The sequence below is a fragment of the Arthrobacter sp. B1I2 genome (assembly GCF_030816485.1).
GTDB lineage: Bacteria > Actinomycetota > Actinomycetes > Actinomycetales > Micrococcaceae > Arthrobacter.
The window spans coordinates 87,898-112,756 of the sequence record NZ_JAUSYC010000001.1 but is presented as its reverse complement, the minus strand read 5'-3'; the positions used below and the strand labels follow the sequence as shown (position 1 = coordinate 112,756).

The 24,859-nt window shown below is 65.5% G+C and carries 22 protein-coding genes; 14 read left to right on the top strand and 8 right to left on the bottom strand.

From position 1 onward, the window contains the following. Positions 1 to 98 precede the first annotated feature (98 nt). Positions 99 to 326, top strand: coding sequence for a hypothetical protein (locus QFZ57_RS00505; RefSeq protein WP_306632290.1), 228 nt, complete (start codon positions 99 to 101; stop codon positions 324 to 326). Positions 327 to 402: 76 nt separating this feature from the next. Here the strand turns inward: QFZ57_RS00505 and QFZ57_RS00500 are convergent, their stop codons facing one another. Then, positions 403 to 1,923: a sodium:solute symporter gene (locus QFZ57_RS00500; protein WP_306632289.1), complete on the bottom strand. Its 1,521-nt coding sequence runs from the start codon at positions 1,921 to 1,923 to the stop codon at positions 403 to 405. Between the two features lie 260 nt (positions 1,924 to 2,183). On the opposite strand from QFZ57_RS00500, the gene QFZ57_RS00495 reads away from it, so the two are divergent. After that, positions 2,184 to 2,759 (top strand): helix-turn-helix domain-containing protein, encoded by a 576-nt coding sequence (locus QFZ57_RS00495; RefSeq protein ID WP_306632288.1) that lies wholly within the window; start codon positions 2,184 to 2,186, stop codon positions 2,757 to 2,759. 130 nt (positions 2,760 to 2,889) lie between these two features. On the opposite strand, the gene QFZ57_RS00490 is transcribed toward QFZ57_RS00495, so the two are convergent. Next, positions 2,890 to 3,720: a hypothetical protein gene (locus QFZ57_RS00490; protein ID WP_306632287.1), complete on the bottom strand. Its 831-nt coding sequence runs from the start codon at positions 3,718 to 3,720 to the stop codon at positions 2,890 to 2,892. Between the two features lie 298 nt (positions 3,721 to 4,018). On the opposite strand from QFZ57_RS00490, the gene speB reads away from it, so the two are divergent. The 10 genes from speB to QFZ57_RS00440 all read left to right on the top strand — a co-directional run bounded on the left by speB (position 4,019) and on the right by QFZ57_RS00440 (position 17,995). Next, a complete protein-coding gene (speB, locus tag QFZ57_RS00485; RefSeq protein ID WP_306632286.1) occupies positions 4,019 to 5,083 on the top strand; it encodes an agmatinase in 1,065 nt (354 codons plus the stop codon). A gap of 4 nt (positions 5,084 to 5,087) precedes the next feature. After that, complete coding sequence (locus QFZ57_RS00480) at positions 5,088 to 6,776, top strand: thiamine pyrophosphate-binding protein (RefSeq protein ID WP_306632285.1); 1,689 nt, start codon at positions 5,088 to 5,090, stop codon at positions 6,774 to 6,776. 156 nt (positions 6,777 to 6,932) lie between these two features. Next, positions 6,933 to 7,427, top strand: a complete 495-nt coding sequence (locus QFZ57_RS00475; RefSeq protein WP_306632284.1) for a MarR family winged helix-turn-helix transcriptional regulator — start codon at positions 6,933 to 6,935, stop codon at positions 7,425 to 7,427. Beyond that, positions 7,420 to 9,636, top strand: a complete 2,217-nt coding sequence (locus QFZ57_RS00470) for an MDR family MFS transporter (protein ID WP_306632283.1) — start codon at positions 7,420 to 7,422, stop codon at positions 9,634 to 9,636. The genes QFZ57_RS00475 and QFZ57_RS00470 overlap by 8 nt, the downstream gene beginning before the upstream one ends. Positions 9,637 to 9,795: 159 nt before the next feature. Further along, a complete protein-coding gene (locus QFZ57_RS00465) occupies positions 9,796 to 11,529 on the top strand; it encodes an ABC transporter ATP-binding protein (protein WP_306632282.1) in 1,734 nt (577 codons plus the stop codon). Continuing rightward, complete coding sequence (locus tag QFZ57_RS00460; RefSeq protein ID WP_373461143.1) at positions 11,526 to 13,607, top strand: ABC transporter ATP-binding protein; 2,082 nt, start codon at positions 11,526 to 11,528, stop codon at positions 13,605 to 13,607. The genes QFZ57_RS00465 and QFZ57_RS00460 overlap by 4 nt, the downstream gene beginning before the upstream one ends. Positions 13,608 to 13,717: 110 nt before the next feature. After that, on the top strand, positions 13,718 to 14,134 hold the full coding sequence (locus QFZ57_RS00455; RefSeq protein ID WP_306632587.1) for an acyl-CoA thioesterase: 417 nt from the start codon (positions 13,718 to 13,720) through the stop codon (positions 14,132 to 14,134). A gap of 67 nt (positions 14,135 to 14,201) precedes the next feature. After that, positions 14,202 to 14,459 (top strand): PLD nuclease N-terminal domain-containing protein, encoded by a 258-nt coding sequence (locus QFZ57_RS00450; protein WP_306632281.1) that lies wholly within the window; start codon positions 14,202 to 14,204, stop codon positions 14,457 to 14,459. 70 nt (positions 14,460 to 14,529) lie between these two features. Beyond that, entirely contained in the window at positions 14,530 to 16,761 is a 2,232-nt protein-coding gene (locus tag QFZ57_RS00445) for an McrB family protein (RefSeq protein ID WP_306632280.1), read from the top strand. Next, entirely contained in the window at positions 16,748 to 17,995 is a 1,248-nt protein-coding gene (locus QFZ57_RS00440) for a 5-methylcytosine restriction system specificity protein McrC (protein WP_306632279.1), read from the top strand. The genes QFZ57_RS00445 and QFZ57_RS00440 overlap by 14 nt, the downstream gene beginning before the upstream one ends. On the opposite strand, the gene QFZ57_RS00435 is transcribed toward QFZ57_RS00440, so the two are convergent. Next, positions 17,973 to 19,628: a sensor histidine kinase gene (locus QFZ57_RS00435; RefSeq protein ID WP_306897156.1), complete on the bottom strand. Its 1,656-nt coding sequence runs from the start codon at positions 19,626 to 19,628 to the stop codon at positions 17,973 to 17,975. The two genes, QFZ57_RS00440 and QFZ57_RS00435, sit on opposite strands and share 23 nt — an antisense overlap. 94 nt (positions 19,629 to 19,722) lie before the next feature. Here QFZ57_RS00435 and QFZ57_RS00430 point away from each other — a divergent pair, with 94 nt between their 5' ends. Then, entirely contained in the window at positions 19,723 to 20,487 is a 765-nt protein-coding gene (locus QFZ57_RS00430) for a response regulator transcription factor (protein ID WP_306632277.1), read from the top strand. On the opposite strand, the gene QFZ57_RS00425 is transcribed toward QFZ57_RS00430, so the two are convergent. After that, positions 20,460 to 20,870 (bottom strand): Hpt domain-containing protein, encoded by a 411-nt coding sequence (locus QFZ57_RS00425; protein WP_306632276.1) that lies wholly within the window; start codon positions 20,868 to 20,870, stop codon positions 20,460 to 20,462. The two genes, QFZ57_RS00430 and QFZ57_RS00425, sit on opposite strands and share 28 nt — an antisense overlap. Before the next feature lie 267 nt (positions 20,871 to 21,137). Between QFZ57_RS00425 and QFZ57_RS00420 the strand changes: the two genes are divergently transcribed. After that, the gene (locus QFZ57_RS00420; RefSeq protein ID WP_373461289.1) at positions 21,138 to 22,331 is read left to right on the top strand and encodes a glycosyl hydrolase; all 1,194 of its coding nucleotides are present in this window, start codon (positions 21,138 to 21,140) and stop codon (positions 22,329 to 22,331) included. A 127-nt stretch (positions 22,332 to 22,458) separates the two neighbouring features. Here QFZ57_RS00420 and QFZ57_RS00415 read toward each other — a convergent pair whose 3' ends face one another. The 4 genes from QFZ57_RS00415 to bioB are packed head-to-tail and all read right to left on the bottom strand — an operon-like array spanning position 22,459 to position 24,696. Next, on the bottom strand, positions 22,459 to 22,917 hold the full coding sequence (locus QFZ57_RS00415; RefSeq protein WP_306632274.1) for a very short patch repair endonuclease: 459 nt from the start codon (positions 22,915 to 22,917) through the stop codon (positions 22,459 to 22,461). Positions 22,918 to 22,936: 19 nt separating this feature from the next. Next, positions 22,937 to 23,371, bottom strand: a complete 435-nt coding sequence (locus tag QFZ57_RS00410; RefSeq protein ID WP_306632273.1) for a pyridoxamine 5'-phosphate oxidase family protein — start codon at positions 23,369 to 23,371, stop codon at positions 22,937 to 22,939. 51 nt (positions 23,372 to 23,422) lie between these two features. Then, positions 23,423 to 23,698: a biotin synthase auxiliary protein BsaP gene (bsaP, locus tag QFZ57_RS00405; protein WP_306632272.1), complete on the bottom strand. Its 276-nt coding sequence runs from the start codon at positions 23,696 to 23,698 to the stop codon at positions 23,423 to 23,425. After that, complete coding sequence (gene bioB, locus QFZ57_RS00400) at positions 23,695 to 24,696, bottom strand: biotin synthase BioB (protein ID WP_306632271.1); 1,002 nt, start codon at positions 24,694 to 24,696, stop codon at positions 23,695 to 23,697. The genes bsaP and bioB overlap by 4 nt, the downstream gene beginning before the upstream one ends. Between the last annotated feature and the right edge of the window lie 163 nt (positions 24,697 to 24,859).

The window sequence follows — 24,859 nt, the reverse complement described above, 5'->3', positions numbered from 1 at the left end:
TATTGACCCGTCCACCCGGCCGGTGCTGTGATGAAGGTGTGGCGCAGCCTGCGCCCTACCTGAAAGAGCACGTCAGGCGAACATACGGAGGTTGAATCATGAGCACCACCGGACAGCACCCGGACATGCCGCACCTGGACGCCGTGGAAGCGGACCCCGCCTACGATTACGCCGAGGATGCACCGGTAGACGATGCGGACTGGGACGCGGAGGACGCGTTGATTGACGAGGAAGAGCCGGTGGTCCAGCCGCCGCCGGTGGTCATCGACGCCGAGGACCGCGAGGTCCCGCTGGATGACGACGAGCCCCGCAACACAGGGGAGTAGGACTTACGACGGCAGCGCCCCCTTTCGCGGGAAAGCGAAAGGAGGCGCCGCCGTCGTGCTTAAAGCCTGCGCAGGCTCAGTGGCCGGTGAGGACTTCCTCGGGAGCAACTTCCGGCGCCTGCCCGGCAACGCGCAGCTGCCAGGCGCGCATCACCGCGGGGTCCGTGGGACGGGTGAACAGCGAAGCCGCAACGTAGACAACGGCCGAGGCGATCAGGCCGTAGTAGATGGGCTCGTTGGCGTAGATGCCGTCCAGCGGGGCCTTGGCGTTGACTTCCAGGATGATCATGGTTCCCAGGGTCACCACGGAGCCAACCGCCATTGATGCCGCGGCCGCAAGGCCCGTGCCGCGCTTCCAGACCAGGCCGCCGAGGATGGCCACCAGCAGGCCGCCCACCAGGATGTCGTAGGCGATGGTCAGGGCCGCAACGACGTCCTTGGTGATGATGGCGATGACGATGGCCACGATGCCCAGGGCCAGGACCCACATGCGGTTGGCCTTGACGTCATGCTCCGGGTTTTCCGTGTCGCCGGTGTTTATTTCCTTGCCGAACCAGCCGGCGACAAACGGCAGGACGTCGGCACGCGCAACGGTGGCAGCGGCGATGAGGGCGCCGGACGCAGTGGACATCATGGCGGCGACGGCGGCGGCCAGGACCAGTCCGCCGATGCCGACGGGGAGCAGGTTCTGGGCCACTTCGGCGTAGACGTCGTCCTTCGCGGCGATCTTGACGTTGGACAGGGCCACGTTGGCGGCCATACCGATCAGCGCGCCGGCCACGCCGTAGAGGATGCAGTAGATGCCGGCAGTGGCGCCGCCCCAGCGGGCAACCTTGGGCGTCTTCGCGGTGAACACGCGCTGCCAGATGTCCTGGCCGATCAGCAGGCCCAGGGTGTAGACCACGAAGTAGGTGATGATCGTCTGGACGCCGATGCCGTCCATCTGGAAGAAGCTGGCATCCACGCGGCTGCGGATGCCGTCGAGGCCGCCGGCAGCGTTCAGTGTGAACGGGAGCATGAGGAAGAAGATGCCCACCGTCTTGATGACGAACTGGACCTGGTCCGCAAGGGTGATGGACCACATGCCGCCAATGGTGGAGTAGACCAGGACGATGGCGCCGCCGATGGCGATGGCCAGCGCCCGGTCAAGGCCGAAGAGCACCACGAAAATGGTGGCGTAGGCGCCGGTTGAGGTGGCGCAGAGCATCAGCGTGTAGGCGAGCATAACGATGCCGGACGCCTGGGTGGCCTTGCTCCCGTAGCGGAGGGTGAGCATCTGGGACACCGTGTAGATCTTCAGCTTCTGGATGGTCCCGGCAAAGAGGAGGCTCAGCAGCAGAACGCCGGCGCCAATCGCCACCACCAGCCACATCCCCGAGATGCCGAACTTGTAGCCGAGCCCCACGCCGCCCACGGTGGAGGCGCCGCCCAGGACGACCGCGGCCATGGTTCCGGTATAGAGGAACGGTCCCAGCCGGCGGCCGGCAACGAGGAAATCGCTGTTGTTCCTGGTGCGGGACTTGCCCCACCAGCCGAAGGCCAGCATTGCGAGGAGATACACCACCACAATGGCGATGTTGATGGCACTTGCATCCATAGTTGGCTCCTTGGAGCTGTTTGGCGCCGGGTGTGGGACCGGGGGCGACGGCGCCCGGAACCGCCGCGGACGAGCGGAGAGGGTTCCTGGTATTGCCTTATAGGCAACAGGAGTTTCCACAGATTAGAGTGTGACGCCTGCAACAGTCAAGGACGGGAACGCCGGCGCAACCCACGTGTGGCATGGGCGCGTCACAAAAGCGCCGCCGATTAGTATGGCTCGAGAGTGGAGCCGGACTGCCGGCCATGAAAGGTTCGAAGATGAAGGCACTGCCAGTTGAGCCCAGCAACGTCCCGGTTGCGATCGGTTCCAGGATCCGGGCCGCCCGGCAGTCCCAGCGGCTCACCATCGAGCAGGTGGCCGACGCCACCGGCCTGACCAAGGGGTTCCTCAGCCGGGTGGAGCGGGACCTGACCTCGCCGTCGGTCGCTTCCCTGGTGACGCTCTGCCAGGTGCTGTCCATTTCCATTGGCGACCTTTTCGCGGCGCCGGAGACCCACCTGACCAAGCGGAACGACGGCCCGCGGATCTCGCTTGGCGGCCAGGGCATCGTGGAACGGCTCCTGACGGCACGCTCGGAACGGCGGGTCCAGATCATCCAGGCCGTGATCGAGCCGCACGGCCGCGGCGAGTCCGAGCTCTACGCGGTGGACTGCGATGTGGATGTGCTGCACGTGATCAAGGGGTCCATCAAGCTGATCCTCACCAACGAGGAATACGACCTCGGCACCGGCGACACCGTCACATTCCCCGGCCGCGAACCCCATACCTGGGTGAACCCCACGGACGAGCCGGTTGAGGTGCTCTGGGTCCTGGTGCCCGCCGCCAGCCGGTAACCCCACTCGTTCTGGAGTTTGTGCCTTCCTGCCCGGTTACCTTAAGTTACCCGTTCCCGCAGCCGCGGATTCCGTGGGACTCGGGCCGCACATTCTCTCAGGGCGGGAGTAACTGGGCTGGAATGCACGCCTAGCGGCGCGGCCTTTGTTGGCCGCCGGCCAGAACCATCCGGACTTCTGCTATTACGTGGCCGGGATCGAACCAAATGTGCTCCGGCATGTAGCGCAGAACGGCGTATGCGTTGACTGTGGATGAGTTGTTGCGCGCACGGTCGCGGAGCATATCGCCGCGCTTGGAATGGAACGCGAAGCCGTCAACCTCCACAATCAGGAAGCCGCCCAGCGGGAAGTCCACCCTGCCGATCCCCGGCAGGAAAACTTGTGCTTCGTATGCGATCCCGTGCGTCCGGAACAAATGCTGAAGATCGACCTCAACGATGGACTCCGCGCGTACGTCGAGTTCCGCCAGGATGCGGCGCGATGTGGCTGATCGGTCCGCCCGCAGGTGGGATGCAAGCAATTCCCGGGAGACGCCGTGCAGCCGGATTGCTGAAGTGGCCAGGGCGCTGCATGCAGGGGGAGGCAGACACCCCAAGGCATGCAGTGCCACATCCTCGACGGCGGCCACAGGTAAGAGGGGATGCCCTCGGAAACGAACGGTCCGGTGCCGGATGAAACCAGTTCCGTGGCCATGATTGCAGGCCAGGTGTACCAGGGAGGGAGGCTTGCGCAGCCAGAGCCCGTAGTGGGCGGCCGCGCTGGCGCAACTCAACCGTCCGTTGTTCAGAACCGCAGCGCGGAGGCCCTCATCGCAGTCCGGCAGCACGAAGACCCCGCGCCTGGGCTGGGAAACGCCTGTATCCCTGAGCCGTAAAAGGTCGAGGCGCGGGAACCCTGCCTGGATGAGTTGTGAGGAGCGGGCGATGCCGCCGGCCTGTTTCAGGTAGTCAAGAATATCCACAGCATTATTGGAGGCGGCGTGGGGAGGCTACCGGAACCAGGTGCCGGCCCTATGTGGGCAAATCCGGAAACCGATGCGTGCGTTCCCTCCCGGTTACCTTCAGCGGAGCCCCGTCCAATTTCGGCAGAGTGGCCGGAATTCCGCGGAACGGGCGCAAGGAAGGTTTGGTGCTCCGGGAGTAACTGGGGTGTAACGCGCGCGCTGAAGGAACTTGGTAAACGTCTGATGCTCATTAGAAAACAGAGGTGTATGATGGCAGTCACACCAGTCCCTCAACTCCTCGAAGGAGAGGCCTCCATTGGAAGAGCTGCGCATTGAAGCCAACGGCAACCTTGGCCCCATCGATTCATCCCGGATTCCCCGCTATGCCGGAGCTGCCACGTATGCCCGCCTTCCCCGGCTGGACCAGGTGGATAAGGCTGACGTGACGGTGGTGGGCGTGCCCTTCGATTCAGGTGTCTCCTACCGTCCGGGAGCCCGGTTCGGGGCCAACCACGTCCGCGAGGCCAGCCGGCTGCTGCGCCCCTACAACCCGGCCTGGGACGTCAGCCCGTTCGAGAACATCCAGGTGGCCGACGCCGGGGACATGGCCGTCAACCCGTTCAACATCAACGAAGCCATCGAGACCATCCAGCAGAACGCGCTGGACCTCACGGCCGCCGGGAGCAAGCTGCTGACCCTGGGCGGGGACCACACCATCGCCCTTCCGCTGCTTCGTGCCGCCGCTGAACGCGCCGGCGGACCCGTCGCCATGCTCCACTTCGATGCCCACCTGGACACTTGGGACACGTACTTCGGCGCCGAATACACTCATGGCACGCCCTTCCGCCGCGCCGTTGAGGAAGGCATCCTGGACACCGAGGCCATCAGCCACATCGGCACCCGCGGCCCGCTCTATGGCAAAAAGGATCTCGACGACGACCACCGCTTTGGGTTCGGCATCGTCACCTCCGCGGACGTCTACTACCAGGGCGTGCTGGAAACCGTCGCCAAGGTCCGCGACCGGATCGGCAACCGCCCGCTCTACATCTCGGTGGACATCGACGTCCTGGATCCGGCCCACGCACCGGGCACCGGAACCCCGGAAGCCGGCGGCATCACCAGCCGCGAGCTCCTCGAGATCATCCGCGGCTTCCGCGGCATGAACCTGGTGGGAGCCGACGTCGTCGAGGTCTCACCTGCCTATGACCACGCCGAAATCACCGGTGTCGCTGCGAGCCACGTCGCCTACGAACTGGTGACCCTCATGGCAGATAACGCCCTGCCCGGAAGCCGCTTCGGAACGGAGACCGGATACCAGGCCCAGGCCTTGGGCCAGGAAGTCCGCCGCCCCGCCGGTTTCGCCGCCGCCGCCAAGGAGTAGGGCCGTGACCGAACTGGGCACACCTGTCCCCGCGCAGCGAAGTGGTACCCGCAACGGCGGGGACCTCGTCGTGGAGACCCTCGAAGCGCTGGGCGCGAAGACGGTGTTCGGTATTCCGGGGCAGCATGCCCTGGGACTCTTCGACGCCATGGGCCGGGGCAACCTGCACTTCGTTTCCTCCCGGGTCGAGAACAACAGCGCCTTTGCCGCGGACGGGTACTCCCGTGCCACCGGGGAAGTGGGGGTGCTGTTCCTGTCCACCGGCCCTGGCGCGCTGACGTCGCTGGCCGGCCTGCAGGAGGCCTACGCCACGGGGGTGCCCATGGTGGTGGTGGCCAGCCAGATTCCACTGGAGGGCCTGGGCGCGCGGCGCAAGGGCATGCTGCACCAGCTCGATGACCAGAAGGCGTCCGCCGCAAACGTCACCAAGAGCCAGCGGCTGATCCAGCATGCCTCGGGCATCCCGTCCGCCATCCAGGACGCGTGGACCGAGGCCATCTCGTCCCCGCAGGGCCCGGTCTGGCTGGAAATTCCGCAAAACGTGCTGCTGGATCCCATCATGGTGCCTCCGGTGGAGGACGCCCTGGCGGAGGCCGCGGACAACCCGCCGCGGGTTGAACTGGTGCGGGAGGCCGTGAAGTGGCTGGAGACGGCCAAGCGCCCGGCCATCATCGCCGGCGGTGGTACCCGCCGCGGCAAGGCGGAGAAGTCGCTGCTCTCCATTGCCGAGAAACTGCGGGCGCCGGTGATCTGCACCCCTGGCGGCAACGGCGCGTTCCCGTGGAACCATGAGCTGTCCCTGCAGGCGTGGATCGAGGACCGCTACATGACCGACGTCCTGGAGGACGCCGATGTCCTGGTGGTGATCGGCTCCTCGCTGGGTGAGGTGACCTCCAATTACTTCACCTTCGAGCCCCGCGGGCGGATCATCCAGATCGACGCCGAGCCCCGGGTCCTGGAGTCCAACCGGCCCGGCCTGGGCATCCGCGCCGATGCCGGACAGGCCCTGGCGGCACTGGACGAAGCGCTAGAGCCCGGCGGGACGGCGGCCCCGGACTGGCACGGCACCACCCCGGAACAGCTGGTCGCGGAGTCCCTTGGCAAAGTCCGCGCCCGGCTGGAGTCCCAGGACCTGGCCAAGGAACTGAAGTTCATGGCGGACATCCGCGAGGCCGTACCGGCGGACATGCAGACCTTTTGGGACATGACGATCGCCGCCTACTGGGGCTGGTCCTGCTGGGATGCGCGGCAGGGGCAATTCCACTCCGCCCAGGGTGCAGGCGGCCTGGGCTACGCGTTCCCCAGTGCTATCGGAGCGGCCGTGGGACTGGAAACAAAGGGGAGGCCAGGCAGGGTACTCGCCGTCTCCGGTGATGGCTCCTCGATGTATTCCATCGCCGAACTGGCTACGGCGAAACAGCACAACGTGCCGGTCACCTGGCTGATAGTGGACGACGGCGGCTACGGCATCCTGCGCGAATACATGGTGGGTGCGTTCGGCAAAGCAACTGCCACCGAGCTCGCCCGCCCGGACTTCGTCAAGCTTGCCGAGTCCTTCGGCGTGCCCGCCACCCGGGTTGCCCCGGAGGGTGTGGGGGACGCGCTGAAGGCGGGCTTCGCTGCCGACGGGCCGAACGTCGTCGTGGTTGAAACCCTCCTGAAGATGTTCGGCCCCACCCATTTGGGCGACTGAGCCCACCTGTAACCGGCACAACGCTCCCTCACTTCCCGGCCCGCCCGGCTGAAGTGGGGGAGCGCTGTCGTTAAGGCATCTACAAACAACTTCGTTTCCCTAAGCAACCTTTTCCTGATACAGTTGCTTGCAGCAACTAATTCTTTAGGGAGCACCATGTCTGTCGCACCGGCCACCGCTGCCGACCTCGTCAGCAATATCTATGACCTGCAGCGCGCCCTGCGCTGCGTCACCATGGTCAATATCAAGGGCCAGGACACCGGCATCGCGCTCCAGGGCGTGCTCAGGTTCATCGGCGAAGGGGAAACCCGGGCCGCGCACCTGGCCGAGCGCCTGGGGGTCAGCCCTCCGGTGCTCAGCCGGCACGTGGCTGAGCTGGCGGACGCGGGCCTGGTGGTCCGCACCCCGGACCCGCACGACGGCAGGGCGCAGCTGCTGGCACTGTCCCCGCGGGGGCAGGAAAAGCTCGCACAGGTGGTGCGGCACCGGACGGAGACCCTGCAGGCCTACCTTGCCGACTGGAACGAGGACGACGCCGCTGCAACAGCCGCGATGTTGAGCAAGCTCACCACATCCCTGAAGAATTCCATCCGGGCAAGGGCGGCCGGAATCACCACCGAACACGAAACGCAGGAGCCCACCAATGGCTAACGTCACCGCCGCCGCGGACCAGGAACAGGAGCGCCAGCGCCAACGCAGCGCCAAACAGGAGTCGCGGCAATTTAAACGCCACGAACCCGGCGCACCCATGAACCACCGGCAGATCATGGAGGCCCTGACCGGTCTTCTCGCAGCCTTCTTCACCGCAATCCTCAGCAGCACCATCGTGGCCAACGCGCTGCCCACCATCATGTCCGAGCTCAAGGGCACCCAGACGGACTTCGCGTGGGTCATCACGGCCGCGCTGCTGGCCAACGCAGCCACCACCCCCATCTGGGGCAAGCTTGCCGACCTTTTCGACAAGAAGGTCCTGGTCCAGCTGAGCATCGTGATCTTCGTTGCCGGCTCGGTCATGGCAGGCTTCTCGGAGAACATTCCGTTCCTGCTCACCGCCCGCGTGATCCAGGGCATCGCCATGGGTGGCCTCACCGCCCTGGCCCAGGCGATCATCGGATCCATCATCCCGCCGCGGGACCGCGGCAAGTACTCCGGCTACATGGGCGGTGTGATGGCTGTCGGTACCGCCGGCGGCCCGCTGCTTGGCGGCTTCATCGTGGACAGCCCGCTCGGCTGGCGCTGGACCTTCTTTGTCTGCGTGCCGCTCGCCGTCGTCGCCCTGATCCTGCTCCAGGTCACGCTCAAGGTTCCGCACGTCAAGCGCCCCGCCAAGATCGACTGGCTTGGTGCCATCCTGCTCACCTCCGGCGTTAGCCTGCTCCTGGTCTGGGTTTCCTTTGCCGGCAAGGCCGACTACTACGACTGGTGGTCCTGGCAGACGGCGGTGATGGTGGGCGGCGGCGTCCTCCTGCTGGCACTGCTGGTGCTGGTGGAGTCCAAGGTGTCCCAGCCGATCATCCCGCTGAAGATCATCTCCGACCGCACCACCGCTCTGGCCATCGTGGCTTCCGTGGCCGTTGGCGTTGCCATGTTCGGTTCGTCCACGTTCCTGGGCCAGTACTACCAGGTGGCCCGGGGCGCCACGCCCACCGAGGCCGGCCTGCTGACCCTGCCCATGATCGCCGGCAACCTCATCGGTTCGGTCCTGTCCGGCCAGCTGATCAGCCGGTACGGCAAGTGGAAGCGCTTCCTGGTCGGCGGCACCATTCTCCTGATCGGCGGCCTGGCACTCGCAGGAACCATGGACCACACCACCGAACTGTGGCTGACCGGCCTGTACACGGGCATCTTCGGCATCGGCCTGGGCATGCTGATGCAGAACCTGGTCCTTGCCGTGCAGAACACCGTCCAGGCCAAGGACATCGGCTCCGCCAGTGCCTCCGTTGCTTTCTTCCGCTCCGTTGGCGGCGCCATCGGCGTCTCCGTCCTGGGCGCCGTCATGGCCAACCATGTCAAGGACCTGGCCACCGACGGGCTTTCGAAGCTTGGCATCCAGGCCTCCCGGAACAGCGGCGCCACGCTGGACCTCAAGGACCTGCCGGCGCCGATCGCCGACGTCATGCGTGCCGCCTACGGTGACGCCACAGCAGGCATCTTCATGATCTCCGCCATCGTCAGCGCGGTGGCCCTCATCGCCGTGCTCTTCATCAAGGAAGTGCCGCTGCGCAAGACCGTGGACATCACCCCCGAGGCCACGCTGCAGGCCAACGCGGCCGGTGAAGCGGGCATGACCGCCATGACCGGCCAACTGCCCATGGTCACCGGCGCCGGCGGGAACGGCACCGCCCCCGCCGGGACTGGAATCGCCGCCAGGAGTGCTGCACATGCAGGGCCGGCCGCGGCGCCCGCAAAGATGTACGACGGCGGGGCTGCCGCTGCCTTGGCTTCGTCCGGCCGGGTGGCCACGGAGGACTTCGAGGAAGCCTTCGCCAGGAGCTTTAGTTCCGAAGGACTGGACCTGCGGTCCATTGACAACGCGGAGAAGGCCGCCGACGCGGTAGCCAGCGCCGCTGCCACCCTGCAGAAACTGCAGGACACCCAGCACCTGCTGGCCCGCCAGCAGGCGGAACTGGGCGGTCTGGTCCTGGACATCCAGGAACAGCTGCGCTCCCAGCAGGAGGTTGCCGCCAGGCAGGCGGCCACCGCGGCAGAGCTCAGCAGGCTCCAGCGCAAGCTCCTGAAGGAACGCAAGATCCAGGCAGCGGCCGCCTTGTACCTGGCCGGGCACGGCAAGCACAGCGCCGCCGCACCGCCTGCCGCACCGTCCACCGGCGCCGGTTCGGAGCCAGCCCCGGGCCGGTAGGCCTTAAGCAGGCCATCCCCGGCCGGCCGGCCCAGCGCCGGAAAACATCAAAGCGGCAGCCCGCCCCGGGAAGATTCCCGGGGCGGGTTGCGGCTTTGTGGCAGGAAAAGGTGCCCTCCCTGGGACCCAATGTCAGCGGGCATCACTAGAGTTGAGTCCATGCTCCTTACCCTGATACGGCGCTACTCCAAACCGTATTTTCCCTACATCCTGGCTGTGGTCATTTTCCAGCTCGCATCCACCATCGCCGCGCTGTACCTGCCCAGCCTGAACGCCCAAATCATTGATGAAGGAGTGGCGCGCGGAGACACCGACTTCATCTGGCGCACCGGCGCCGTGATGCTCCTGGTGGCGTTCGCCCAGGTGGCTGCGGCCATTGCCGGCGTGTACTTCGGATCCAGGACGGCCATGGCGGTGGGCCGCGACCTGCGCCGCGCGGTGTTCGGCAAGGTCACCAGCTTTTCGGCCAAGGACGTCAACGCGTTCGGTGCCCCTACGCTGATCACCCGTGGCACCAATGATGTCCAGCAGGTACAGATGCTCCTGCTGATGGGGCTGAACTTCATGGTTGCCACACCCATCATGTGCATCGGCGGCATCATCATGGCGCTGCGTGAGGACATCAGCCTGTCCTGGCTGGTGTGGGTGTCCGTCCCGCTGCTGGCAGTGGTGGTGGGCTACCTGGTGGTCCGGCTCATGCCGCTGTTCCGCTCCATGCAGAGGAAGATCGACCGGATCAACGCCGTCCTGCGCGAGCAGATCATCGGCATCCGCGTGGTCCGGGCCTTCGTTCGTGAACCGTATGAAACCGACCGCTTCGGCGGCGCCAACAAGGAGCTCACGGACGTCTCGCTCCGCATTGGCGCCCTGTTCGTCCTGATGTTCCCGGCCATCAGCATGATCCTGCACCTGTCCACCGCCGCCGTCCTCTGGTTTGGCGGGCAGCGGGTGGATGCCGGCGCCATGCAGGTGGGGTCGCTGACGGCGTTCCTGCAGTATCTGCTGCAGATCCTGATGGCCGTCATGATGGGCACATTCATGGCCATGATGATCCCGCGTGCCTCAGTCTGCGCGGACCGCATTGGCGAGGTACTCGGCGTGGAACCTTCCATCCATGATCCCGAACGTCCCGAGGCTCCGGCCTCGCTGGCCGGCGTGGTGGAGTTCCGCAACGTCTCCTTCGCCTACCCGGGAGCTGAGTCGCCGGTGCTTAGCAACATCAGCTTCACCGCACGCCCGGGACAGACCATTGCCATTATTGGTTCGACGGGCGCCGGCAAGACGTCTCTGCTGTCCCTCCTGCCGAGGCTGTACGACCCCGTGGAAGGCCAAGTGCTGCTGGACGGTGTCCCGGTGGACAAACTGGATCGCGCCGAGATCACCAAACGCGTTGCCCTGGTGCCGCAGCGTCCCTACCTGTTCTCCGGGACCATTGCGCACAACCTGAGGTTCGGCAAGACCGAAGCAACGGACCAGGAACTCTGGGATGCCCTCCGGGTAGCCCAAGGTGAATCCTTTGTGCGGGAGAAGAAGAACGGCCTGGACGCCCGGATCTCCCAGGGTGGCACCAACGTTTCCGGCGGCCAGCGCCAGCGTCTCTGCATCGCCCGCGCCCTGGTGATCAAACCGCGGGTCTACCTGTTTGACGACTCCTTCTCCGCCTTGGACGTCGCCACCGACGCAAGGCTCCGCGCCGCCCTCAAGCGCACCACCGCGGACGCCACTGTGATCATCGTTGCCCAGCGGATTTCCACCATCACCGAGGCTGACCAGATCCTGGTGCTGGACAACGGACGGATCGTGGACCGCGGCACGCACGAGGAACTCCTGGAAACCTCGCCCACCTACCAGGAAATTGTCGAATCCCAGCTGAGTGTGGAGGAGGTGGCATGAGCCCGCGCAAGAAGGACTCCGGTCCCATGGAAGAGACCGAGCTGGCGGCCCAGCCGCTTGCCGGGGATGCGCGACCGGACGCCGGGCAACCGGAGGATGACGACTACTTCGAGGAAGAGTTCACGCCCTCCGAAGCGGACGGGGACATGTTCGGCGGCATGCCCGCCAAGAAAGCGGAGCACTTCTGGCCCTCCGCTAAGCGGCTCATGGGCCTCCTCAAGCCCGAAACGCTGGGTATCTATGCCGTGGTTGGCCTGGTAGTCATCTCCGTGGTCCTGAACGTCATCGCCCCCAAGATCCTCGGCCAGGCCATGGACGTGATCTTCGCCGGTGTGGTGGGCAAACAGCTGCCCGCCGGTGCCAGCAAGGAGCAGTTCGTTGCCGGCCTGCGGCAGCAGGGTCAGGACAACTTTGCGGACATGGTGTCCCGCATGGAACTGGTGCCCGGCACCGGCATCAACTTCGACAAATTCAGCATGCTCATCGCCATCGTCCTGCTCATGTACTTCGTGGCGAACATCTTCATGTGGCTGCAGGGGTACGTGCTGAACCGCATCGTCATGAAGGTCATCCGGCGGCTGCGCGACGACACTGAAAGCAAGCTGAACCGCCTGCCGTTGAACTATTTCGACACCCGCCAGCGCGGCGACGTCCTGTCCCGGGTGACCAACGATGTCGACAACATCCAGCAGGCGCTCCAGCAGGCCTTTGCCCAGCTGGTCAACTCTGTGCTGACCGTGGTGGGCATCGTGATCATGATGTTCATCGTCTCCTGGCAGCTGGCCCTGATCGCCCTGGTGGCCCTCCCACTGTCCGGGGTCGCCGCGGGAATGATTGGCGTCCGGAGCCAGAAACTCTTCGCTGCCCAATGGAAGAACACGGGCTCACTGAACGGCCAGATTGAGGAATCCTTTTCGGGCCACGACCTGGTCCGCGTTTTCGGCCGGGATGCCGACATGCTGGCCCGGTTCGAGGAACGCAACGAGGCTCTTTACCAAGCGAGCTTTGGGGCGCAGTTCGTGTCCGGGATCATCTTCCCGGTCATGCAGTTCGTCTCCTACCTCAGCTACGTGGGCATCGCCGTGGTGGGCGGACTCCGGGTGGCGTCCGGGGCCATGTCCCTGGGCGACGCCACCGCGTTTATCCAGTATTCCCGGGAATTCACCCAGCCGCTGGGCCAGATGGCGGGCATGGCCAACATGCTCCAGTCCGGCGTGGCGTCCTCCGAGCGGGTTTTCGAATTCCTGGACGCCGACGAACAGGACCCTGAAACTGCTACCGAACACCTGCCGGCCAAGACCGACGGGCACGTGGACTTCCGGAACGTCACCTTCAGCTACACCCCGAACAAGCCGCTCATCGAGAACCTGTCCTTCACGGCAGAGCCGGGCAACACCGTGGCCATCGTCGGACCCACAGGCGCCGGCAAGACCACGCTGGTGAACCTGGTGATGCGGTTCTACGAGCTCAACTCCGGCTCCATCATGCTGGACGGCGTGGACATCACCCGCCTCAGCCGCTCGGAGCTGCGCTCCAAGGTGGGTATGGTCCTGCAGGACGCCTGGTTGTTCGGTGGCTCCATCTACGACAACATCCGCTACGGCAACCTCGAGGCCACGGAGGAGCAGGTCATGTCAGCGGCGAAGGCCACCTTCGTGGACCGCTTCGTCCGCGCACTGCCCGAGGGCTACAACACCGTAATCGATGAAGAAGGCAACAACGTCAGCGCCGGCGAGAAACAGCTGATCACCATCGCCCGCGCCTTCGTGGCGAACCCTTCACTGCTGATCCTGGACGAGGCCACCAGCTCCGTGGACACCCGCACCGAACTCCTGGTGCAGAAGGCCATGGCGGCGCTGCGCTCGGACCGGACAAGCTTTGTGATCGCGCACCGGCTCTCCACCATCCGCGATGCCGATACGATCCTGGTCATGGAGAACGGACGGATCGTGGAACAGGGCAACCACCAGGTGTTGCTGACCGCCGGCGGGGCCTACCACCGCCTGTACATGTCGCAGTTTGCGGGTGCGGATGCCGGAGAAGTACCGGTTGATGATTCGACGGCGGTGCGCAGCTGAGCGCGCAGCAGGCCCAGGCAGCCCAGCGGTTGCAGGGGCAGGAACACGGGCAGGAGGCCACGGAAGGCACCGAGGTGCACGGCGGCAAACGGATAGAAGTCCTGGTGCCAATGCGCTGGGGCGACATGGACGCCTACGGCCACATCAACAATGTCCAGATTGTGAGGATGCTGGAGGAAGCAAGGATCGCCGCCTTCGGGCCGCCCAGGGGCCCCGGCCTCCCCGGCATCGAGCCGCCGGTGTCCCTGTTCAACGACGTCCCCGACGGCACCCTGGCGCTGGTGGTGGACCACAAGATCCGCTATGTCCGGACCCTGGAGTACCGCAACATCCCGGCCGTGGTGCAGGTCTGGATCGGCGCGGTCAAGGGGGCCAGCTTTGATATCCACTACCTGCTCCAGGACCCGGTGACCCGGGAGGACTGTGTGAAGGCGAGCAGCCACCTGGCGTTCGTGGACGAGGCAACGGGCCGGGTGCAAAGACTCACCCAGGAACAAAAAGACCGGATGGCTCCCTACAGGCACTAAGACTCTGGGCAGGATTGCACCAGGCACACTGGACTGGAACCACCACAAACTGCGAAAGGGAGCCCCGATGGCAAAGAACAAGGCACGTGCCGCCCGGAACAAGAAGACGTGGAAGGAAATGTCGCCTTCCGGCAAGGCAGGCATCATTTTGACGGCGATCGTGCAGGTGTCGCTGCTGGTTGCTGCACAGCGGGACATCTCGCGGCGTCCGGCGGAACTGATCAACGGGCCCAAGGCTGCGTGGCGGATGGCGTCCTTCGTCAATTTCATCGGGCCGATGGGGTATTTCGTCTTCGGCAGGAAGCGGTCCGCCACCGGCAAGTAGCACGCTCTGGCGGAGTGGCAGCCGGGCGGCTTGGAGCGGCCGCCCGGCCTGACCCTGTAAATTTGGGGGCATGACCCCCACTGCCACTGCTGCCATGACCCGCGCCCTCGGCATCTCGAAGGAGATTGAGGAAGCAGCGTGGTTCGTGCTGGGACCGGGTCTGCAGGGAAAGGCTTCACCCCTGGACGGCCGCACCAGGAGCTGGTCGGTTCCGGCGGCCGCGGAGTTGCTTGACCGGCTGGACCGGGGCATCGCCGACCCCAAGGCCCCGATGATGACGAACCTCCGCGAAAACCTGGAGGGCGCCACCCGCGGGGCCAAGCAGCTGGCCGTGGAGCTGCTCTTCCTGCAGTCACTTCCGTTGGCCCATGAGGTGAAGTCCCTGAAGGTCAAGCGCGCCCGCGTGGCCGAGGCCGCCTGCTGGCTGGAGCCGCCGCTGGAGCTCCCCGAAGAGCTGTACGCCGGCATGACGGACCACGGCGTCATCCGCGACCGGACCGCAGAATTCAACTGGACCATCTGGGACCACCTCAAGTGGCTGTGCCGGTTTGTGCGGAACGTGGCACAGCGGCCGGCCGGCGTGGTGCAGGCAGCCATCAAGGACCCGCTGCAGTTCCACCGTCTCGCCGCATCCACCCCGGACGATCAGCCCGCCATCCGCCGCAGCATCGAGTTCCTCGCCTGGCCCAGCTACTTCGAGCCGGTGGTGGCGGACGTGGAGCGGCAGGAAATCCGGGACGCGTTCGCCTCCCTGGTGGGCGGGGCCAGGGGCGACAGCGACGAGGACATCACCGCGGACATCCACCGCATCCGGCTGCACCTGGACGAGCAGTCGGGCCAGCGCACCGACTGGTACTCCCGCCAGCTGGTCAGCCAATGGCGCAAAGTGGGCGATCCCGGGCGGCGGGCCTGGCTGCTCCGGACGCACAGCGACCACGCCGGGCTGATCACGGCCTGGCACGGCGAGGAAAAGGTAACCCTCGACGTCGAACATCTCCGGCACCTGGACCCCGGCGTGACCGCCGGCCTGGTCCAGCACGCCGTGGACGAGGACTACAAGCACCTTGGCTATGTGGAGCGCGAGGACACCAAGACCGCGGTGTTTGCATTCCTGACCGTCATGAAGCCCGGTGACCTGGTGCTCTACCAGCACGCCGGAAGCGTCCGGCTGGGCGGTGTGCTGGGGGAGCCCGAATACAACGACGACAACCGCCGGCTGCGGCGCAAGGTGCGCTGGTTCGACGACGGGCACACCACCACCGCCCTTCCCCGGCACGTCCAGCGCCAGCTCGCCACCCCCGGCATCGTGGTGGACGTGACCCGGGTGGTCCAGGCGCTTCAGGCGCTGCTGCCGGCCGAGGCGGAAACTGAGCCCGACGGCGACACTGACGGCGCCGCCGTCGTCCCGCCTGTCCAGGAGGCCTTCCGCCCGCTGACCCAGGAATTTGCCGCGTCGCTGCACATGGAGCTGGAACCGCTCCAGGAGATCGCCGACCTGCTGCAGGAAAACCGGCAGCTGGTTCTCTACGGCCCGCCGGGCACCGGCAAGACCTACCTGGCCAAGCACCTCGCGGCGCAGCTGGCGGACGACACCACTGACGAACGCGTCAAGCTGGTCCAGTTCCACCCGTCCTACGCCTACGAGGACTTCTTCGAGGGCTACCGGCCCGACAAGACGGACGAAGGGCAGGTGTCCTTCAAGCTGGTGGCGGGCCCGCTGCGCCGGCTGGCCGAGGAGGCCGCGAAGCCCGGCAACGAGAAGAAGCCGTACTTCCTCATCATCGATGAGATGAACCGCGCCAACCTCGCCAAGGTGTTCGGCGAACTGTACTTCCTGCTGGAATACCGCGACGACCGGATCTACCTGCAGTACAGCCCCAACGAGCCGTTCACGCTGCCGGACAACCTCTACATCATCGGCACCATGAACACCGCGGACCGGTCCATCGCCATGATGGACGCCGCCATCCGCCGCCGTTTCTCGTTCATCGAGCTGCACCCGCAAACCGAACCGGTCAAGGGGTCCCTGCTCCGGTTCCTGCAGGCCCGGCAGCTGGACCCCACCCCGGCGCTGCTGCTGGATGCGCTGAACGGGGCAATCGACGAGTGGGACCGTGACCTGATGATCGGCCCGTCCTACTTCATGAAGCCGGCCGCCCAGACCCCCGCCGGGCTGCGCCGGATCTGGAAGTACGAGCTGATGCCGCTGCTGGAGGAGCACTACCACGGCCAGCTCACCCGGGCGCAGCTGGAGGAGCGCTTCGGGCTGGACCAGCTGCTGGGGCGCGTTGCAGCGCGCTGACCCCCGGGCATCCGTGCGGCACCTGGTCCTGGACGAGCTGTCCAGCGGGCTGGTGGAACGGCTGGATGCCCCAAGCGCCTCCCTCCTGAACTCCAGCGGCCTGGCCAAGGCGTCCCCCATGGGCCTGGGGCTGTACCGGATTGAGCCGGTGGGCAAGGTGGGCTCGGTCCGGACACCCACGGTCCAGCTGGACGTCCGGCCCAAGGACCGGCTGGGGCTCAGCCGGCTCCTGTTCCTGCTCAGCTTCGCGGGGGAGCAGGGCTTCCGGCCGGACCTGGTCTCCGCTGACGAGGACGGGGACCTGTGGAGCGCCCTGGCGGAGTCGCTGGTGCAGCTGGCCGAACGGGCCCTCGGCCGCGGCGTCCTGCAGGGCTACCTCACCGTGGACGAGTCGCTGCGGACGGTCAAGGGGCGGATCCGCATTTCGGACCAGATCTCCCGTCGCCCCGGGATGCTGGTTCCGCTGGAAGTCTCCTACGACGAGTTCACCGAGGACATCGCCGAAAACCGGATCCTCCGCGCCGCACTGGAGCGGATGGGGCAGGTGCCAGGGGTGCGGCCCGAGGTGCTGGGCCGGCTGCGCCAGCTGAAGGGAAAGCTCGACGCCGTCACCCGCCTCCCGTCCGGCGCCCCGGTGCCGCCGTGGAAACCCACCCGGATGAACCTGCGGTATCACGCTGTGCTCCGCCTGGCCGGGCTGATCCTGCGCAACGCATCCGCGGAAGCCGGCGAGGGAAAACAGCAGACGGCCTCGTTCGTGGTGGACATGGCCCAGGTGTTCGAGGATTTCGTGGGTAAGGCGCTTCGCAGCGCGATGGCTTCTTATCCGGGGGAGCTGCGCCTCCGGTACAACGCCCTCCTCAGCGAAGCGGTGCGCGACTCGGACCGCCTGTCCGTGCGCCCGGACGCGGTCCACCTGCTGGGCGGCCGCCCGGTGGTGGCTTACAACACCAAGTACCGTGCCGCCACGGACGCCGGCGCTTCCCTGACAGCCGACCACTACCAGATGCTGGCCCACTGCACCGCGCTGGCCGTACCCACCGCGTGGCTGGTCTACGCCGGCCAGGGCGAGGTCAAGCTCCGCCGCATCCTGAACACCGACATCGACATCGTGGAGTTCCCGCTGGATCTCAGCCAGCCGCCGTCGGCCATCCTGGCTTCAATCGGCGAGCTCGCCCGCCAGTCCTGGGGCGAAGTAATCCGGGTGGGGACTAGACCGGCACCCGGAACGTAAACGTCGTCCCTTCGCCCAGCGTGCTGTCGACGCCGATCGTCCCGCCGTGCGCCTCGACGATGGCCTTGCTGATGGGCAGGCCCAGTCCCACACCGGGGATGGCTGTACGGCGGACGCTGCTGGTGCGGAAGAATTTGGCGAACACTTCGGAGGCGTCCTCGGGGCTCATGCCCATGCCCGTGTCGGTGACGCGGCAGGCCATGTGCCCGTCCTCCTGCGCCAGCGACACCACCACCTCGCCGCCGTCCGGTGAGTACTTGATGGCGTTGGACACCAGGTTGTCCAGGACCTGGGAGATCCGGGCGCTGTCCACGTGGGCCTCCAGACGCTGCGGGGTGTCGGCCCGCAGCTCCACTCCGGCGGCGGCGGCCCGTGGCATCGCCGATGTCACGCTGCTGCGGACGAGTTCGGCCACGTCCACGGCGTGCGGGGTGACGATCAACTGACCATTCCTGCTGGACAGCAGGTCGGACACCAGGGTCAGGAGCCGCTCGGAGTTCCGGCGGATGACCTCCAGCATGTCCCGCTGAGGCTCTGCCGGCTCATCGGCAAGCAGGATTTCCACGTAACCAAGGATGGAGGTCAGCGGCGTGCGGAATTCGTGGGAGACGCTGGAGACGAAGTCATCCTTTGCAGCCAGTGCGTTCACCAGGTCCGTCACGTCGCTGAAGACAATCACGGAGCCGGCAAAGTTGCCGTCCGGGTCCTTCATGGCGCGCGCCGTCGTCACCAGGGCCCGCTGGTCCTTTCCATCACCCAGCCATACGAGGTAGTCGGTGAAGGTTTCCCCCAGGATGGCCCGGCGTACCGGCCGCCCCTCTACGGGAATCAGGGTCTTCCGGTCCGGGCCATAGACCAGCAGCTGTGATTCATTGGGGTCCGCTATGTCCTTTGGCCGGGCGAGTTCATGGTTGGCGCGCTGCTTCCGGTTCATCAGGACGTCGTGGCCATCGGCGTCAACGGCCAGGACGCCAAGGTGCACGGTATCCAGCACGGTGTTCAGCAGCGACTCCTGGCGCTTGCTGATGCGCAGGTTGGCCCGCAGCTGCTCGTCCTTTTCCTCCAGCTGGCTCTGCTGGCGCATCATGCTCAGGGTCAGGACACTCACGGACACGCCGATGCCCAGCATCATGACGGGCAGCAGCAGGGACCGGGCAAAGTCCTGCGGCGCGTAGTTCCCCTGCAGGAGCAACGGCACCCAAATGATGGCCAGCGGTCCCAGGAAGGAGAGCCACAAGGCCGCCCGCGGGTAGTATCCGGACGCGCAGAGCCAGATGACGGGGAACACGGCCAGCAGACTGATCCCTGTGAGGCTTTCCTGGCCGCCTTCCCTGCCCGCTGCGATCGAGATGAAGTCCAGAAGCGGGATGGCCAGGAAGCTCGTGTAGGGCAGCCGCTCCCAAGGGATCAGGTAGCAAAGCGCCATGATCGCCAGCTGCGAGATGAGGAATGTAATGAACAAGGGGTTGTTCATGGTGCCCGGGAAAAACGCCCAGACCAGCAGGGCCGTCAGGATGGTGGTCACGAACAAGGGCATTTGGCTCAAGACCACCCGGTCCGTCAGCCGGTACTCATGAAAGGGCCGCTTGAAAGACCGCAGCCGTCCCGAGGACCAGGCTGTGGGGTTGCTCATGGCGTGGAGGACGCGGATGTCGGCGTGTGCAAGACCATAGCAGCAGGATATCCGCAGCCAGCTATACTTCTGACGTTGGCACTGAGGGGGCTCTATGAGTGAGGCACGTGTGGGTCTGGTCATCGAGGATGACCACGACATTCGGGAACTGGTTCGCACTGTGCTGACCCAGGCAGGGTTTGACGTGAGTGTCGCCAGCGGCGGCGCCGAGGGCGTCTTGATGGCCAAGAGCCTGAATCCTGACGTCATCACCCTGGACCTGGGGTTGCCGGACATCGACGGCTTTGAGGTTTCCCGGCAGATCCGCGAGTTTTCCGATGCTTACATCGTGATGCTGACGGCGCGGGCGGAGGAGCTGGACACCCTGATCGGGCTCGAATCGGGTGCGGACGACTACCTCACCAAACCGTTCCGGCCGCGGGAACTGCGCGCCCGGATTGCGGCGATGATGCGGCGGCCGCGCTCCGTTCCAGAGCCGGGCCAGGTTGCGGTGGATGCTTCTTCGGACGACGTTGCGCATCCCGAGCGTGGAAACTTCAGCCACAACGGCCTGGAACTCAGCTACGCCTCGCGCACAGTCGCCGTCGACGGCAAGGAGATGAACCTGACCCGCACGGAGTTCGAACTCCTGTACGCGCTCCTGGAAGCCGGCCGGACGGTCCGGACCAAGTCCGACCTGGTGCGGCGGCTTCGCGACGAGGATTACGACGTCGGCAGTTACATCAGCGAGGCCGACGAACGTTCCGTGGAGGTCCACATGGGGAACCTGCGCAAAAAGCTGGGTGACTCGCCGCAGCAGCCGCGTTGGCTGCAAACCGTTCGCGGAGTGGGTTACCGTTTGGCGCCGGGGCAGCACTGAGCCTGCAGCCGGTGCGTCGTTTGCCTGCTGCACTGGGTGATGGGCCGCAGGAAGGTCGCTGCCAGCCTGGGCAACGCAACCGCCATGTCCGCGTGCCGCGCCTCGGACCGGATCTCGTTTTCCAGGTCCAGGGCAAGTCCCGCGAGGCGCTCGGCTCCAACCATTTGGCTTGAGGTCTTCAAGCTCAGGACGGCATCAATGGAGCCCTCCAGGTCTCCAGTGGTCAGGGCAAGCCGCAACCGATTGAGCCGCTGGGGCAGGTTCTCGATGAAGTTCCCCACGAAGACCCGGCTGTAGCCTTCTTCCTCCTCGAGTTCGTCCCGCAGCCGGTCCAGGACGGACTGGTCAACCAGCGGCCTGGGCGCATCATCTGAAGTGCTCATGACACTCCTTTCTGCTGGACTTGCGGACTCGGGAAACAGGATGCTTATGCGCGGGTGCTTGTTCTTTTTCAGGTTAGGACCGTTCCCCTGAGCTCGCGGAAGACTGGGCAAGAATTGCGGTTTTCTTGATGGGAGCGTGGTTTCCTGCCCATAAGATCGATGCCAGTGCTTTCTGCATCGACGCCGTCTGCGGCCAATTGCCGCTTTTCAATCTGGGGATGGATTGCCGTGTTCCGAACTTTGAGGACCTTATTTGTCGCGCTCTTAATGGTGCCTGGTTTGGCTTTGTCTATCCTCCAGCCCGCCAGCGCAGCCACTTCACCGCAAATCACGCTCACTCCGGGCTCCGGCCCTGCAGGGTCCGCCGTGACTGTTGCCGGAACCGGGTTCAAAGCCTCCACCACGGGCACTGTGGTTGCAGGCTCCTCCACCTTCGCGTTCCAGACCACAGCGACGGGTACGTTCAGCACTGGCATCACCATACCGGCCGCTTCCAGCGGAAACCTCACCATCACTGCCAAGACCTCGTCCGTCAAGGCGTCAGCGATTTTCGTGGTTCAAGCTGCCCCGGCTCCAGCGCCCGCCCCGCAGCCAACTGTCAGTACAGCTGCCCTTCGCTTTGGAGTGGCGACCGCCGGGGGAGCCCTGGCCGGCACTGAACTGGAGGAGGTGTCCGCCCTGGCAGGGGAAAGTCCGTCCATGGTGATGATCTACAAGGACTTCCTGCAATCGCCGCCAATAACGGAGCTGGACGCGGTCAGCTCCCGCGGAGCCACACCCCTGGTCACCTGGGAGCCGTGGGCGTGGGGAGGCGGCGTGCAGCAGCCGGCTTACTCCTTGGCACGGATCACCGCCGGGGACTTCGACGGGAAGATTTCCCAGTGGGGCCAGTCCCTTGCGGCCTGGGGCAAGCCGGTCATGCTGCGCTTTGCCCACGAGATGAACGGCAACTGGTATCCGTGGGCCGAAGGCGTCAACGGCAACCAGCCGGGAGACTACGTGGCCGCCTGGCGGCATGTGCACGACGTCGTTGCCGCCACGGGTGCCGGCAATGTCCAGTGGGTCTGGTCGCCGAACGTCCCTTACTGGGGCTCGACTGACCTGGCCGGGTTGTTCCCCGGGGGAGGCTACGTGGACGTCGTGGCCCTGGACGGCTACAACTGGGGCACGTCGCAAACCTGGAGCAGCTGGGTTACCCCCGTGGATCTTTTTGCCCCCGGCATCTCCCAGCTCCGCGCCCTTGCACCCGGAAAGCCCGTCCTGATTGCCGAAACGGCGTCCAGCGAGACGGGCGGCTCCAAGGCCGCTTGGAACACGGCTCTGGTGTCTTACCTGGCCAGCCAGTCTGATGTGATGGGCTTCGTCTGGTTCCACCTGCAGAAGGAAACAGACTGGCGCATCAACAGCAGTGACTCGTCGGCATCTGCCTTCAAGTCCGCCCTGTTGGCCCGGAGAAGCTAGGGGATAGGGGATACCTGCTCCGAAACGGTCAGTGGCGGGTGCCAGATTGCGGCGACCCGTTTATCCTGCCGTGCCAGAATCAAGACCTGTGACGGCGGCGGCTGAAGATTGCCTCAAGATTCCTGTCTCAGGCGCCGGCTTCGAGGAAGGTCACTAACTGGGTTTCGAGGGCGGAACGGTCCTTCAGCTCGCATTCCCAGACTGTCAGTACTTCCCAGCCGGCGTCTTCCAGCTGGCGGCGCTGGCCTTCGTCGCGCTCCCGGGTCCGGGTGCGCTTCGCGGCCCAGAAGTCCGCATTGGCCTTGGGCGCGTGCAGGCCCACCCTGCACTCATGGAAGTGCCAGAAGCAGCCGTTCACGAAAATCACCTTGTGCCGGCCAGCGAAGACGAGGTCAGGGTTGCCTGGGAGTTTGGTACCACCGGACCTTCCATGCAGCCGGTACCGGTAGCCCCTGGCGTGCAGGAGCCGGCGGACCAGCAGTTCCGGTTTGGTGTTCTTGCCGCGGATCCGGGACATGTTCCAACTGCGCCGCTCGGGGCTGAGCTTGTCCGCAGTTGGTTTGTCCGCGCTGGGGGTGTCCGGCATAACTCCAGTCTAGGAGTGCCTAGATTTCCCGTTCCGGCTGCTCGCCGAACAGGAAGTGCCGGCCGCTCACGGACTTCGGCTCAATCTCCACGTAGAAGTCCTTGAGTGTTGGAACCCAGGTCTTCAGGCCGAGTTCCTCGATCGCCGCCAGCTCATCCGAATTGCTGAGGACCCGTGCTGTCCCCCTCAGCACAACCGACCAGGCCTCCTGCGACAGGATGCCGTCGGTTTCAAACAGCACCTGCGCGTTGATGGTCAATTGAGCGAGTTTGTTCCCGGGAGCAGTGCGCAGGTACACCTTCCGGTTGGAGGTCACGTAATTCACCGGGAAGATGTCCGGTTCCCCTGCAACGGAAACCACCAGCCGCCCGTGCTGCGTTGCCGCCAGAAGCTGCCACGACTGCTCATCATCGAGTTCCAGGACAGGATTGCCGTCCGCGTGTTCAAACATCATGCAGACATTCTTCTCAGCCAGGCAGAAACGCACCAGAGGCAGGAGTCCCCTTTACGAAGCGTTTAAGCCGTGCCGTGAGCAGCTGGCCCACCAGCCCATCGGCGAGACCTGGACCTTGAGCCTGCGGCCGCAGGACGCGCAGAAGCGGGGCGGCTCCAGCTGGAGAAGGTCCGCGCACCTGGAATGGTGGTACGACGGCGGTGCGTCGCCGCCGTCGTACTTTTCTTCCTTGGGCGCGTCCCCGTGCCGGGAGGGCAGCTGCAGGGGAAGCCCGCAGAGTTCGCAGTAAGGGGTTTCGCCCGGCTGGCGCAGGTCCGGGTTGCTCATAGGGTTTTCTGCAGTTCCTTGATGGGCATGTTCAGGTCCACCAGGAGGTTGAGGTCGGCCGTTGCGGGGCGGCCCAGGGTGGTGAGGTAATTGCCGACAATGACGGCGTTGATTCCGCCCAGGAGGCCTTCGCGGGTGCCGAGGTCGCCGAGGGTGAGCTCGCGGCCGCCGGCGTAGCGCAACACGGTGCGGGGCATCGCCAGCCGGAAGGCCGCAATGGCGCGCAGGGCATCTTTCCCGTCCATGATCGGCTGGTCTTGAAGGGGTGTGCCGGGCCTGGGGTTAAGGAAGTTCAGGGGAACCTCTTGTGGTTCCAGGGCCGCCAGCTGCGCGGCGAGTTCCGCGCGCTGCTCCAGTGTTTCGCCCATACCGATCAGTGCCCCGCAGCACAGTTCCATCCCGGCATCCTTGACCATGGCGCAGGTTTCCAGCCGCTCCTCGTAGGTGTGGGTGGTGACCACCTGTGGGAAGTAGCTGCGGGCGGTCTCCAGGTTGTGGTTGTAACGGTGGACGCCCCAGGCGGCCAGCTGGTCCACCTGGCGCTGGGTGAGCATGCCCAGGGAGCAGGCGATGTTGATGTCCACTTCCTGGTTGATGCGGTCGATCGCGAACTTGATCTGGTTCATGAGCTTGATATCGGGGCCTCGGACGGCGGCGACAATGCAGAATTCGGTGGCTCCAGTGGCGGCGGTTTCCTTGGCGGCCTTGACCAGTGCCGGAATGTCCAGCCAGACGCCGCGGACGGGGGAGTCGAACAGGCCCGACTGGCTGCAAAAGTGGCAGTCTTCGGGGCAGCCCCCGGTCTTGATGGAGATGATGCCCTCCACCTCCACCTCCTCACCGCAGTGCTCCAGACGCACGTCGTGGGCCAGTTGAAGGGCCGAGGGGAGTGCGTCGTCGGGGAGGCGCAGGACGTCTACCAGCTGCGCCTCAGTGAGGCCGATGCCCTGTTCCAGCACCTGCCGGCGGGCTGTTTCCAAAATCGGGTGTGGTGTCATTGATGGTCCTTTGGCGTGGGAAGAAATCTCTTCCCGACGCTAGTTCTGCGCGGGCCGCCTGTTTTTGTGGAGTAGCCACAACCGCAGTCCGCAGCTTTTGTTGACAGGGCCCGTCAAGACTTAACACTCCGGAAATGGTGCTGTGACCGGACTGTCTTTCCTG